Raw genomic sequence first — 12,920 nt, 5'->3', positions numbered from 1 at the left:
GCGAAGCGAGACGAAGGGCGCCCAGGAGAGCCTGTGGAGAACGTCTCCGCACCGCAGCGCGGTTGGCTACGTTCTCGTCATGCCGTTCGTCTACATCCTGAAATGCCGCGACGGAAGTTTCTATACGGGAAGCACCGTCGACCTCGAGTTCCGTCTCGCCCAGCACCAGTTCGGCGAAGGCGGGGACTACACGAGACGACGCCGCCCCGTCGAACTCGTCTGGAGCAGCGAGCTCTCCCGAGTCGACGAAGCGTTCGGCTGGGAACGACGTATTCATGGATGGTCGCGAGCGAAGAAGATCCTGCTGATCGAGGGCCGCTATGACGAACTCCCCGGCTGGAGCAAGCGGCAGCGACGGGAACGGGACACCGGCTGACGTCCTTCGTCTCGCTGCGCTCGCTCAGGAACCGGAGGTTCTCACTGCCCCGGTCCCTGAGCAAGCGAAGCGAGACGAAGGGCCCATCGCTCAGGAACCGGAGATTCTTCCCACCCCGGTTCCTGAGCGCCCTTCGTCTCGTCGCTTCGCTCCTCGCTCAGGAACCGCGAAGCGAGACGAAGGGCGCACTCGATCGATAGGATTTCCGGATGCTCACCGCCGACGATCCTCTGCCCATCCGGCCGGAGCGGGTGCTGATCGCGGGCGTCACCGGATCGGGGAAGACCACGCTGGCGGCTCGCATCGGCGAAGCCTGGAGGCTACGCCACGTCGAGATCGATGCGCTGTTCCACGGGCCGAACTGGACGCCACGACCGGAGTTCCTCGACGACGTGCAGTCGTTCGCCGCGGAGGACCGCTGGGTCACCGAGTGGCAGTACACCAGCAAGGGGACCGACGAGATCCTCCCTCCGCGCGCCCAGCTCGTCGTCTGGCTCGACTACCCGTATCGCGTGGTCCGGTGGCGTCTGGTGCGCCGCACGCTCGCCCGCGGCATCCTGCGCACTCCGCTGTGGAACGGCAACGTCGAGAAGCCGATCTGGCGGATGCTGAACGGAGATCCGGAGGAGAACATCCTGCTCTGGCAGACGAACACGCTCCACAAGTGGGGCGAGCGGATGCCGGAGGTCGTCGAGCGCTTCCCGCATCTCACGATCGTGCGGCTGCGGCATCCGCGGCAGACCGAGGCGTGGCTCCGGGCTCAGGACCCCGCCGGAGTGTCGATCGCTCCGCCGAAACGACGGTCCCGAGAGAGGTAGATCCCGATCGCGCGCCACAGCTCCTCGCGCGAGAAGTCGGGCCACAGCGTGTCGAGGAACACCATCTCGGCGTACGCCGACTCCCACAGCAGGAAGTTCGAGGTGCGCTGCTCCCCCGAGCTGCGCACAAACAGGTCCACATCGGGCATGTCGGGGACGTAGAGGTTGCGCCGGATCATCTTCTCGCTGATGGCGTTCGGCTTGATCCGTCCGGCCGCGACGTCGGCCGCGAGCGCCCGCATCGCGTCCACGAGCTCGACGCGACCGCCGTAGTTGACGCACATGGTGAGAGTGAGCACGTCGTTGCCGCGCGTCAGCTCCTCGGCGTACTGCAGCTCCTTGATGACGCTCCCCCACAGGCGCGGCTTGCGACCGGCCCAGCGCACCCGCACGCCCCACTCGTTGAGCTGGTCGCGTCGGCGATGCAGCACGTCGCGGTTGTAGCCCATGAGGAAGCGGACCTCCTCGGGAGAACGCGCCCAATTCTCGGTGGAGAACGCGTACACGGACAGGTGCTTCACGCCGGCCTGGATGGCTCCGGCCACGACGTCGAGCAGCACTTCCTCGCCGGCCTTGTGCCCTTCGACCCGATTGAGCCCCCGACGGTTCGCCCAGCGGCCGTTGCCGTCCATCACGATCGCGACATGCTCGGGCACCGCACGGAAGACCGGCGGACGTACCCCCGTCCAGTCGAGCGGGCGGTAAGCCACGGCGTCCTTGTGCGTGTAGGGCTTGGGGCTCACCGTGCTTGTTCTCCTCGGATGTCGGAAACGTGCGAGAGCGAGCGGATGCCGCGCTCCAGGTGCCATTGCGCGTAGGCGCCGACGAGTCCGGACGCTGCCGCCGTCTCGACCGGGGACGCCGCATCGATGAGCTCCCAGTCCCCGGCGATCAGGGCGCGGAGCAGGGCCAACGTCTTCTCAGCCACCCGCGGGCTGCCCGCCGGCGAGCAGTTCGGGCACACCAGGCCACCGAGCTGCACGACGAACGTCGAGTGCGGACCCGGCGTGCCGCAGCGGGCGCAGTCGTCGAGCGACGGGGCCCACCCCGACAGCGACATCACCCGGAGGAGGTAGGAATCGAGGATGCTGCGCGGTACGTGCTCGCCGCGCGACAGGGCCCTGAGGCCGCCGACGAGGAGCAGATACTGATCGGGTGTCGCCTCGGAGTCGCTCAGGCGGTCGGCTGTCTCCACCATCGCATTCGCCGAGGTGAAGCGGTCGTAGTGCGCGGCGATGTCGGTACCGTACGAGCCGAGCGACTCGGCCTGCTGCACGATGTCGAGAGAACGCCCCTGGTAGAGCTGCACGTCGGCGACCATGAACGGTTCCAGCCGCGACCCGAACTTCGACGACGTGCGCCGCACACCCTTCGCCACCGCCCGCACCTTGCCGTGTCGACGCGAGAGCATGGTGACGATGCGATCGGCCTCACCCAGCTTGTGGGTGCGCAGGATCACCACTTCGTCTCGGTAGGTGGGCACGCTTCGATTATCCTCCGTGCGAGAGAATGGAGGCGTGACCGAACCGCTCTTCACCATTCCGCTCTGGGCGGACCTCCTCGGCGTCGGCCTCGGCGGGGTGCAGGGCGCACTGTTCGCCTCGGGGTTCCAGGGTCAGCGCCGGCTGGACTGGCTGGGCGTCGCGATCATCGGCATCATGATTGGCATGGGTGGCGGTCTCATCCGCGACATCCTGCTCGGTCAGACACCGGCCACGCTGCAGAGCAACTGGTACCTCGTGACGGCGACGGGCGCCGCACTGCTCGGGATGCTGCTCGCCGGACTCTTCACCCGTCTCAACACCGTGATCGTGGTGCTGGATGCCGTGGTCATCGGCATGTTCGGCGCCTTCGGCACGAGCAAGGCGCTCGGGTTCGGCATCCCGCCCGTTCCCGCGGTCTTCATCGGCGTCTGCGCAGCCGTGGGAGGCAGCGTGCTGCGCGACATGCTGATGGGCCTGCCGACCGCGATCATGCACGTCGGGTCGCTGTACGCGGTCGCCGCCGGCGCGGGTTGCGCCTTCATCGTGATCGCGAGCGGCTTCGGGATGTCGATCACGCTCGCCGCAATCCTCGGCATCGTCGTCACGGCGGTCATCCGCGTGCTGGCGGTGAGCTTCGACGTCTCCCTGCCGGAGCAGCGCCGCATCTACCGGCGGAAGGTCGCCGCCGAGACCGGTGCCATCGCGATCGTCAAGCCCCGCGACTGAGCACGCGAGCGGCCCTTCGTCTCGTCGCTGCGCTCCTCGCTCAGGAACCGAGACTTCCGGTTCCTGAGCGAGCGAAGCGAGACGAAGGGCGCTCATCAACCGAGTCTTCCGGTTCCTGAGCGAGCGAAGCAAGACGAAGGACGTCGCGCGCGATGATCAGACCGTGGCCAGCTCCTGCTGGCGGGTACGGATCGACCGGTTCACGCCCGACACGATCGCCTTGAGCGACGCGGTCGAGATGTCGCCGTCGATGCCGACGCCCCACAGGCGCTGGTCGCCGACCTGCAGCTCGACATAGGCCGCCGCCTGCGCGTCCCCACCCGCGCTGAGAGCGTGCTCCACGTAGTCGTAGACCGTGATGTCGAAGCCCTGCGCGCGCAGCACCTCGACGAACGCGGCGACCGGGCCGTTGCCCGAGCCCGCGACCGCGAGCTGCTGCTCGTCGTCACGCAGCACGACGTCGAGCACGACCTCGCCCGACATGTCGCTGCGGGTCTGCGTGGCGAGCAGCTCGAAGCGTCCCCACTTTGCGGTGGCGTCGTCGGCGGGCAGGTACTCGTCGTTGAAGATCGACCAGATCTGGTCGGACGTGACCTCGCCGCCCTCGGCATCCGTCTTCGCCTGCACGACCCCGGAGAACTCGATCTGCAGCTTCCGCGGCAGGTCGATCGCGTGGTCCGACTTCAGCAGGTACGCGACGCCGCCCTTGCCGGACTGCGAGTTGACGCGGATGACCGCCTCGTACGAGCGACCGAGGTCCTTCGGGTCGACCGGCAGGTAGGGCACGGCCCACTCGATGTCGTCGACCGTGACGCCTTCCGCCTCTGCCCGCGCGGCCATCGCCTCGAAGCCCTTCTTGATCGCGTCCTGGTGCGATCCGCTGAACGCGGTGAAGACGAGGTCGCCGGCCCACGGGCTGCGCTCAGGCACCGGCAGCTGGTTGCAGTACTCGACCGTGCGCTTGACCTGGTCGATGTCGCTGAAGTCGATCTGCGGGTCGATGCCCTGCGTGAACAGGTTGATGCCCAGCGCGACGATGTCGACGTTGCCGGTGCGCTCGCCGTTGCCGAACAGGCAGCCCTCGATGCGGTCGGCGCCGGCCATGTAGCCGAGTTCGGCCGCCGCGATCGCGGTGCCGCGGTCGTTGTGCGGATGCAGCGACAGGATGACGTTCTCGCGGTGGGCGAGGTGACGGCTCATCCACTCGATCGAGTCCGCGTAGACGTTCGGCGAAGCCATCTCGACCGTCGCCGGCAGGTTGATGATCACCTTGCGGTCGGGCGTCGGCTCGAACACCTCGATCACCTGGTTGCAGACGTCGACGGCGAACTCGAGCTCGGTGCCCGTGTAGCTCTCCGGCGAGTACTCGTAGTAGACCTTCGTGTCAGGGATCGTCTTCTCGAACCTCCGGCAGAGGCGGGCTCCCTCGAGCGCGATGTCGATGATGCCCTGCTTGTCGGTGCGGAAGACGACCTCGCGCTGCAGCACGCTCGTCGAGTTGTACAGGTGCACGATGGCCTGCTTGGCGCCGGCGATCGACTCGTACGTGCGCTCGATGAGGTGCTCGCGCGCCTGGGTCAGCACCTGGATGGTGACGTCGTCGGGGATCAGGTTCTCTTCGATGAGCTGGCGCACGAAGTCGAAGTCGGTCTGGCTCGCCGAGGGGAACCCGACCTCGATCTCCTTGTAGCCCATGCTGACGAGCAGCTCGAACATGACGCGCTTGCGCTCGGGCGACATCGGGTCGATGAGCGCCTGGTTGCCGTCGCGGAGGTCGACCGCGCACCAGCGAGGGGCCTCGGTGATGCGGGCGTCGGGCCAGGTGCGGTCAGGCAGCTGGACGTTGATCTGCTCGTGGTACGGCCGATACTTGTGGATCGGCATCGCAGACGGGCGCTGAGTGTTCTGCATGATGGGCTTCTTCTCTTCGTCAAGGTGTACGGGCCAACACAAGCGCCGCGACGAGGAAGGCCCTAGCTCTTAGGACTCGTCGCGGCAGCTAAGAAGAAGCAGACCGCCGAAAGGCATGCCGTCATGCTAGCAGGGTTGCTGCGCGCGCTTGGAACGGCTTTGAGACGATCCGCGAGCCACCGACACTGTCGGGTATGAGCACATCGCAGCGTCGCCTGAGTCTTGCCGCGGCATCCGTCGTCGGCCTCCTCCTGTTGAGCGCGTGCGCGTCGGGGCCCGGCGGGTCCCCCGCGCCGACCAGCACGACCGTTCCATCCGACCAGCTTCTCGAGAACGCGAGTCCCGGCCTGCCGGAAGGGCGCGTCATCGGGACCGGCACCGTCCTCGACGTCGGAGGCGATGTGCAGTTATGCTTCGGCGCGGTCGCGCTGTCCGCTCCTCCGAAATGCAGTGGCATCCCCGTCGATGACTGGACCTGGGACGGCGTCGATGGCAGCGAGACCAGTGGCGACACGACCTGGGGAACATACGCGGTCTACGGGATGTACGACGGCGAGCGGATCACGAACACCGATCCGCCGATCATGCTGGCGCTCTTCGACCCGATCGCGCCCGAGGATCCGACCGACGGGGTCGAGGGCACGACCTCTGAGGATGAACTCGCCCGTGTGCAGGACGACATCTCCACCCGGCTCGGCGCTGACGCCGTCACCGTGATGACCGATCGCGGGTACGTGTGGCTGCAGGTGCTCTGGGATGACGGCACGATCCAGGATGCCGTGGACGCGGAGTTCGGCGAGGGTGTTGTCGTCGTCACCTCGTCACTCCGGGAGATCGACTGATCTACGGGATCAGCGCGATCTTGCCACCGGGGTGACCCGTCGCGAGGAATCGGTGTGCCTCCGGCGCCTGGTCCAGGGGGAATGTGCGAGCCATGGGCACGACCAGATCGCCGTTCTGTGCCAGGGCGACCAGCTCGCCACGCACTTCGTCGCGGAACCGGGCGCTGTCAGGCATCGATCCCGCGATGGCGAGGATGCAGTCCGACGCGGCACGGCCGAATGCCGCGATCGTCACGATGCGACTGCGGTCTGCGACCAGTTCGAGCGACACGTCGATCGCCTCATCGGTCCCGACAGCATCGAGCGCCGCGGCGATCGGCCCGTCGGCCACCTCGCGCACGCGCTCGGCGAGACCCGCTCCGTAGCGCACCGGGACACCCCCGAACCGCTCGACCTCGTCGAACCGCCCCTCGCTCGCGGTGCCGATCACGCGGATGCCGCGAAGTCGGGCCTGCTGCAGGACGCTCACCCCGACCGCACCCGATGCGCCGTGCAGCAGGATCGTCTCGCCGGGGGCGGCTCCCGTCACCGCGAGCATCTCGGCCGCTGTGGTCCCCACGAGGAGAAGGTTCGCCGCCTCAGGATGCGTGAGAGTGGTCGGCTTCGCGAACACCTTCTCGGCGGGCACGGTGAGCGCTGTCGCATAGCCGCCGCGGACCCGGAACGAGACGACCTCGTCTCCGACTTCGGCGTGGCCCGATCCGCTCAGCGTGTCGGGTCCGATCGCGGTGAGTTCCCCGGAGACCTCGTAACCGATCGGCGTCGGGAACTCGACCCCGGGCCGCTCGGCTGCGACATGCTTGGCATCCGCCGGGTTGACGCCCGCCGCGTGGACGCGGATCGTCACCTCGCCGTGGGCTGGGATTGCCGCGTCGTACTCGACGAACTGCCAATTCTCGGGAGCGCCGGATGACATCGCTATCCAGTGTCGAGCCATCGCCATCTCCGCATCAGTCATCCTCGAAGGCTATCCCGTGCACCACGCCCAGCGGCCTCAGAGCACACACCGCAGGGTCGTGACAGTACCGATGAGGTTCGACCAGTTCCCGGGATACACGGTCGCGAGCACGGTCAGACCGTTGCGCGCCTGCACGGACCCCGAGGAACGCGCGTTGGCGAGCGACCTGGTGACGAACGCCGAGGGAATCGGGTGAGTACCGCAGGTGCCGAAGGTCAGCGAGCTCCCACCCTGGTTGACGGCGTTGAATGCGCAGATCCTCCCGGAGGCGCATTTCTCCACCTCACGCGCGACCGTTGCCTGCCCGGGCCGGACGTTCAGCTCCATGTCGAGCCGTGACCAGACGACGCGATTCTCGGCGACGACGACACCGCCCGGTACCTCCTCGAGCATGGCCGTGATCAGCGGGTCCTGTTCCCCCGCGGAATCTGCGACCGCAGGAGTCGCCCCCGCTGTCAGCGCGAGCCCGACCAGCGCGGTGAGCAGCGCCGCGGTCAGGCGTCTCACCGGACCAGCTCCTCATCGACGTCCCACATCGTGTACGAGATGATCGCGCCGGCGGGATAGACGGCATCCGCCTTCAGCACCGTTCGCTCGACGCCGACGATCCGTCCCGTGTCGAGAGAGATCAGGACGAGATCGCTCACGGCGCCATCCGGTGACATGATGCGGATGCCGGTGACCGGCCGCCCGAGACGATCGGTCGACGTACCGAGCGCTTCACCCCCGCCCGCCCCCTCCAGCACCGCCAGCATCTCCCGGTGCTGAGCGTTCGTCAGCGTCCACTGACCGAGTACCGCGGTGACGGCCATCTCCACGTCGTACGCAGTGGCGTTCTCGGGCATCCCGAATGCGCGAAGCAGCGCTGTCACGTCTTCGGCGGAGTCACCCGGTGTGGTCAACCACGGCGACGCGAACTGTTCGGGGGTGATGTCGAAGTCCTCGACCACCTCGCCACTGCTCTTGACCTCCGCGCCATTGCTCGCCTCGGCATCAGCCGGGTCGTAGGGCTCGCCCTCGATGATCGTCATGTGACCGGATCCATCGGGCTCCCAGGTCAGGGTCGAGAGCTGCGGAACGACGGTGGTGGTCTCGTTGCCGACCTCCACCGAGAACCCCCAGGAGGCTGTCCGCACGAATCGCAGCGGTTCGGCGGGTCCCGGAACGGCTTCGAGATCGGCGCTCGCCTCATCGACGATCTGGGCGATCGTGCTCGACCCGGCGAAGTCGAGCGGAGACGGCGACCCCGCGATCGCGGGCGAGTTCGGCACGAGGACGGCGAAAGCGAGAACGGCGCTCGCTGCGGCCGCCGTGATGCCCGCCGTCCAGCCGACGGCCCGCGCACGTCGATGTCTCTTCGGGGCGGACGACGTGCGGATGATCCGGTCGCGCATCGCCATGGCGCGTGCGTCCGGTGCGGCATCCCGGGGCGTCCGCGCGGGATCGGCGTCGATGAGCGCCCGCTCGAGCACACTGTGTTCAGACGTCATCAACTGTTCCCCCCTCCAGCCCGAGCTCCGCGCGCAGTCTGTCCCGCGCACGGCCCAGCGTCTTCCGCACCCGGGACTCAGGAGCGCGCAACAACTCCGCGATCTCCCCCTCCGCGAGTCCATCCCAGTACGTGAGCATGATGATACGCGCCTCACGCGGAGTGAGGACACCCAAAGCCCGGACGACCTCAGCCCGCCCCACCCGCCCAGGAGCATCGGGGTCTCCGGAGACGCCGGCGTGAACGGCATCCACCGCCGACTGCAGGGTCAAAGCAGGGCCGGGACGCGCGCGCACGCGCCGCTCCGCCGCGCGAAGCAGCCAGACCCGACCCATCGGGCGAGCCGGCTTGAGCTTCGACCACGCCAGCAGGAACACCTCCGACACGATCTCCGACACCTCGGTGTCGTCCGCGACGACGCACTCGATGTGGTGTCGTACGGCCGCCCAGTGCGCGTCGAAGACTCGAGTGAAGGCCTCCTCGCGCAGCGTGTCCGGGTCTCCGCCGCGCTCCCTCATGTCAGCGTGGTCGGCGGTCTGCCCGCCGACGACGACGTGTGGCGCAGGTGCATCTCAGAATCCGAGTCGACCCAGCTGCTTGGGATCGCGCTGCCATTCCTTCGCCACCTTCACGTGCAGCCCCAGGAACACCCGGGTGCCGAGCAGCTTCTCGATGCCGACCCGTGCACGGGCACCGACGTCGCTGAGACGCTTGCCCTTGTGTCCGATGATGATCGCCTTCTGGCTGTCGCGCTCGACCACGATCGAGGCATGCACGTCGGTGAGGTCGGTGCCCTCACGCGGTGCGATGTCATCGATCACGACGGCGATCGAGTGTGGCAGCTCATCGCGTACGCCGTCGAGCGCAGCCTCACGGATCATCTCCGCGATCCGGTCTTCCTGCGACTCATCGGTCGTGATGCCCTCGGGGTAGAGAGCCGGCCCCTTCGGCATCAGGCTCAGCACCTCGTCGGCCAGCACTTCGAGCTGATCGTGGGTCAGCGCGGACAGCGGGATGACGGCGGCCCAGTCCTCCCGGAGCGCGTCGACCTCGAGCAGCCGCTCCGTGATCTCGTCGCGCCCCGCCGCGTCGGTCTTGGTGACGATCGCGATCTTCTTCGCGCGGGCGTAGCCGTCGAGCGATGCGGCGATGCGGCGATCTCCCGGGCCGACCTTCTCGGTCGCCGGCACGCAGAACCCGATGACGTCGACGTCGCCCAGGACCTGATCGACCAGGTCGTTCAGCCGCTCGCCGAGGAGGGTGCGGGGCTTGTGGATGCCCGGGGTGTCGACGATGACGAGCTGCCCCTCCGGACGATTGACGATGCCGCGGATCGCCCGCCGTGTCGTCTGCGGCTTCTCGCTGGTGATGGCGATCTTCTCGCCCACCAGCGCGTTCGTCAGCGTGGACTTCCCCACGTTCGGCCGCCCCACGAAGGTCACGAATCCGCTTCTCGTCTGCTCAGTCATCGCGTCGATCTCCTTCGTCGTCCGAAGCATCGGGCTCCGTTGCCATCCGTTCCACGAAAACCGTGGCGATTCCTCGACCGCGACCGCGCGATGCCCCACCGGTGAGCGACAGGCCCGCGACCGTCGCGGTCGCACCGGGCTGCGGCACCTGTCCCAGCGCCTTGCCGAGCAGACCGCCGATCGAGTCGACGTCGTCGTCTTCGAGCTCGAGCCCGAACAGGTCACCCACGTCTTCCAGCGAGAGTCGAGCACTGACGCGATACCGCCCGTGGCCGAGATCGACGAACTCCGCAGACACCTGATCGTACTCGTCGGAGATCTCGCCGACGAGCTCTTCGATCAGGTCCTCGAGCGTGACGAGCCCTGAGATCCCGCCGTGCTCGTCGATCACCAGGCACACGTGCACCGCGTCGCGCTTCATCTGCTGCAGCAGGGTCTCTGCCCGCATCGACTCCGGCACGAACGTGGCCCGTCGCGCGATGGGACGGATGGATGCCGCGCGCCAGGCACTGTCGTCGCGATACGCGAACTGCACCAGGTCCTTGAGGTAGAGCACTCCGACCACGTCGTCGGCGTCGTCATCGACCACCGGGATGCGCGAGACCCCACGGTTCAGGAACAGCGACATCGCCTCGTCGGTGGTCGCGGTGGCGTCGACCGTCACCATCTCGGTGCGCGGCACCATGACCGCCCGCACGAACTGGTCAGTGAAGTCGAAGACGGAGTGGATGAGGTCGCGGTCGTCTTCTTCGATGAGGTCGTTGGATGCCGCCTCGTCGACCATGCTGAGCAGTTGATCCTCGCTGGTGAAGGAGCTGCGCCCGGTGCCGGGGGTGACCCGGTTGCCGAGTACGACGAGTCCCTGGGCGATCGGACCGAGGAAGATGCGCAGGCCGCGCACGATCGACGCGGTCCCGCGGATCATCCCCTCCGCGTGCTGTCGCCCGAAGGATCGGGGGCTCGCGCCAACGAGGACGAACGTGATCGCCGTCATGAGGAGTGCGGCGGCGAGCATCGCCCACCAGTTGTTGTCGATGAGGATCGTAAAGGCGACGGTCACGAGCACCGCGGCCGTGACCTCGGCGAGCACGCGGATGAAGGCGACCGCGTTGACGTGGGCGTCGAGGTCGGCGGCGATGCGGCCGAGGGCCTTGGCACGTCTTCCCTCGGTCGCCATGTCGGCCAGATTGCCGCGGGAGGCGACACCGTACGCCGCGTCGATCGCCGACATCAGACCGCCGAACGCCACCAGCAGCACGGCGGCGATGAGCAGGAGAGTCGCTGTCATCGGCGGCGTTCAGCCGCAGCGAAGCCCTGGATGAGCTCCTTCTGCAGCCCGAACATCTCACGCTCCTCGTCGGGCTCGGCGTGGTCGAAGCCCAGCAGGTGCAGCAGACCGTGGGTGGTGAGCAGGATCAGCTCGTCCATCAGTCCGTGACCCGCCGCCTGCGCCTGGGTCTCGGCGACCTGCGGGCAGAGGACGATGTCGCCGAGCAGGCCGGGCGCCGTCGGGCGGTCCTCGGTGCCGGGGCGCAGTTCGTCCATCGGGAAGCTCAGGACGTCGGTCGGGCCGGGCTCGTCCATCCACTGCACATGCAGAGCCTCCATGGCGCCCTCGTCGACGAGCACGATGGCCACCTCGGCGTCGGGGCTCACGTGCAGCTGCTCCAGGTTGAAGTCGGTGAGCCGCTGCAGGACGGTCTCGTCGATGCCGATGGCCGACTCGTTGTTGATCTCGATCATGCCTGTGCTCGTTTCATCAGGAGAGGCCTCGCTTCGGCATCCGGTCACGGGGTCCTGGGCGGGCAGCGCCGCCGCGTCGTTCGGTCCTTGCATCCGGTCCCTGAGCCTGCCGAAGGGCGGCCGCCTGCTCACGCTCGAACCGCTGTGCCGTGCGCTTCTCGTCATACTCGCTGTAGGCGTCGACGATGCGACCGACGAGCGAGTGGCGCACCACGTCGGCGCTGGTGAGACGCGAGAAGTGGATGTCGTCGATCCCGTCCAGCACACGCGTGACGAGACGCAGACCCGACGACCCCTGCGGCAGGTCGACCTGCGTGATGTCGCCGGTGACGACCATCCTGGTACCGAAGCCGAGTCGCGTCAGGAACATCTTCATCTGCTCGGGCGTGGTGTTCTGCGCCTCGTCGAGCACGACGAACGAGTCGTTGAGCGTGCGTCCGCGCATGTAGGCGAGCGGGGCGACCTCGATCGTTCCGGTCGCCATCAGGCGAGGGACGATCTCGGGATCCATCATCTCGTTGAGCGCGTCGTAGAGCGGCCGGAGATACGGGTCGATCTTGTCGGTGAGCGTGCCGGGCAGGAACCCCAGGCGCTCCCCCGCTTCGACCGCCGGACGGGTGAGGATGATGCGGGTGACTTCCTTGCGCTGCAGAGCCTGCACGGCCTTCGCCATCGCGAGGTAGGTCTTGCCCGTTCCGGCGGGACCGATGCCGAAGACGATCGTGTTCTCCTCGATCGCGTCGACGTACTCCTTCTGTCCCAGGGTCTTCGGACGGATGACCTTGCCCCGGGTGGAGAGGATTGCCTCCCCGAGCACCTCGCTAGGACGGGGGCCGCCCTCCTGGCGCAGCATCTGCGCCGAGTTCGAGACGTCGCTGGGCGCCAGATCGTGGCCCGCCCTGGTCATCGTCAGCAGTTCGTCGACCAGGCTCTTCGCCCCGCCGACCGCATCCCGCGTGCCGCTGAGCGTGATCTCGTTGCCGCGGACGAGCACCTGCACCTCGGGGTGCTCCTTCTCGAGCATCCGCAGCAGACGATCCTGCGGGCCGAGCAGCTGCACCATGGCGACGCCGTCGACGTAGATCTTCTCGACCGACTCCGGCG

Annotated in this window: 15 protein-coding genes; 4 read left to right on the top strand and 11 right to left on the bottom strand. The window is 67.7% G+C overall.

Annotated features, from left to right (window positions below; translation table 11 throughout):
- The first annotated feature begins 79 nt into the window (after positions 1 to 79).
- Positions 80 to 376, top strand: coding sequence for a GIY-YIG nuclease family protein (locus QFZ21_RS01245; protein WP_307373595.1), 297 nt, complete (start codon positions 80 to 82; stop codon positions 374 to 376).
- Between the two features lie 209 nt (positions 377 to 585).
- Entirely contained in the window at positions 586 to 1,194 is a 609-nt protein-coding gene (locus tag QFZ21_RS01240; protein ID WP_307373593.1) for an AAA family ATPase, read from the top strand.
- On the opposite strand, the gene QFZ21_RS01235 is transcribed toward QFZ21_RS01240, so the two are convergent.
- Positions 1,137 to 1,937 (bottom strand): isoprenyl transferase, encoded by an 801-nt coding sequence (locus QFZ21_RS01235; RefSeq protein ID WP_307373590.1) that lies wholly within the window; start codon positions 1,935 to 1,937, stop codon positions 1,137 to 1,139. The genes QFZ21_RS01240 and QFZ21_RS01235 overlap by 58 nt on opposite strands.
- On the bottom strand, positions 1,934 to 2,677 hold the full coding sequence (gene recO / locus QFZ21_RS01230; RefSeq protein ID WP_307373588.1) for a DNA repair protein RecO: 744 nt from the start codon (positions 2,675 to 2,677) through the stop codon (positions 1,934 to 1,936). Before recO ends, QFZ21_RS01235 begins: the two co-directional genes overlap by 4 nt.
- A 34-nt stretch (positions 2,678 to 2,711) precedes the next feature.
- On the opposite strand from recO, the gene QFZ21_RS01225 reads away from it, so the two are divergent.
- Complete coding sequence (locus QFZ21_RS01225; protein WP_307373584.1) at positions 2,712 to 3,404, top strand: trimeric intracellular cation channel family protein; 693 nt, start codon at positions 2,712 to 2,714, stop codon at positions 3,402 to 3,404.
- Positions 3,405 to 3,560: 156 nt separating this feature from the next.
- On the opposite strand, the gene leuA is transcribed toward QFZ21_RS01225, so the two are convergent.
- A complete protein-coding gene (leuA, locus tag QFZ21_RS01220) occupies positions 3,561 to 5,315 on the bottom strand; it encodes a 2-isopropylmalate synthase (protein ID WP_307373581.1) in 1,755 nt (584 codons plus the stop codon).
- Between the two features lie 194 nt (positions 5,316 to 5,509).
- Between leuA and QFZ21_RS01215 the strand changes: the two genes are divergently transcribed.
- The gene (locus tag QFZ21_RS01215) at positions 5,510 to 6,157 is read left to right on the top strand and encodes a hypothetical protein (RefSeq protein WP_307373578.1); all 648 of its coding nucleotides are present in this window, start codon (positions 5,510 to 5,512) and stop codon (positions 6,155 to 6,157) included.
- Position 6,158: 1 nt separating this feature from the next.
- Here the strand turns inward: QFZ21_RS01215 and QFZ21_RS01210 are convergent, their stop codons facing one another.
- The 8 genes from QFZ21_RS01210 to QFZ21_RS01175 are packed head-to-tail and all read right to left on the bottom strand — an operon-like array spanning position 6,159 to position 12,879.
- Positions 6,159 to 7,115, bottom strand: a complete 957-nt coding sequence (locus tag QFZ21_RS01210) for an NADP-dependent oxidoreductase (RefSeq protein WP_307373575.1) — start codon at positions 7,113 to 7,115, stop codon at positions 6,159 to 6,161.
- Positions 7,116 to 7,151: 36 nt separating this feature from the next.
- Entirely contained in the window at positions 7,152 to 7,622 is a 471-nt protein-coding gene (locus QFZ21_RS01205; RefSeq protein ID WP_307373572.1) for a hypothetical protein, read from the bottom strand.
- The gene (locus QFZ21_RS01200; protein ID WP_307373568.1) at positions 7,619 to 8,605 is read right to left on the bottom strand and encodes a hypothetical protein; all 987 of its coding nucleotides are present in this window, start codon (positions 8,603 to 8,605) and stop codon (positions 7,619 to 7,621) included. The genes QFZ21_RS01205 and QFZ21_RS01200 overlap by 4 nt, the downstream gene beginning before the upstream one ends.
- Complete coding sequence (locus QFZ21_RS01195; protein WP_307373566.1) at positions 8,595 to 9,122, bottom strand: RNA polymerase sigma factor; 528 nt, start codon at positions 9,120 to 9,122, stop codon at positions 8,595 to 8,597. The genes QFZ21_RS01200 and QFZ21_RS01195 overlap by 11 nt, the downstream gene beginning before the upstream one ends.
- Before the next feature lie 54 nt (positions 9,123 to 9,176).
- A complete protein-coding gene (gene era, locus QFZ21_RS01190; RefSeq protein WP_307373564.1) occupies positions 9,177 to 10,073 on the bottom strand; it encodes a GTPase Era in 897 nt (298 codons plus the stop codon).
- Positions 10,066 to 11,361 carry a hemolysin family protein gene (locus QFZ21_RS01185; protein ID WP_307373562.1) on the bottom strand — a complete coding sequence of 432 codons (1,296 nt, stop codon included), beginning with the start codon at positions 11,359 to 11,361 and terminating at the stop codon, positions 10,066 to 10,068. The genes era and QFZ21_RS01185 overlap by 8 nt, the downstream gene beginning before the upstream one ends.
- The gene (gene ybeY, locus QFZ21_RS01180; protein ID WP_307373560.1) at positions 11,358 to 11,816 is read right to left on the bottom strand and encodes an rRNA maturation RNase YbeY; all 459 of its coding nucleotides are present in this window, start codon (positions 11,814 to 11,816) and stop codon (positions 11,358 to 11,360) included. Before ybeY ends, QFZ21_RS01185 begins: the two co-directional genes overlap by 4 nt.
- Before the next feature lie 16 nt (positions 11,817 to 11,832).
- A complete protein-coding gene (locus QFZ21_RS01175; protein ID WP_307381172.1) occupies positions 11,833 to 12,879 on the bottom strand; it encodes a PhoH family protein in 1,047 nt (348 codons plus the stop codon).
- Positions 12,880 to 12,920 lie beyond the last annotated feature (41 nt).

The organism is Microbacterium sp. W4I20 (assembly GCF_030816505.1).
Taxonomy (GTDB): domain Bacteria; phylum Actinomycetota; class Actinomycetes; order Actinomycetales; family Microbacteriaceae; genus Microbacterium.
This window is presented reverse-complemented; position numbering and strand designations above follow the sequence as displayed.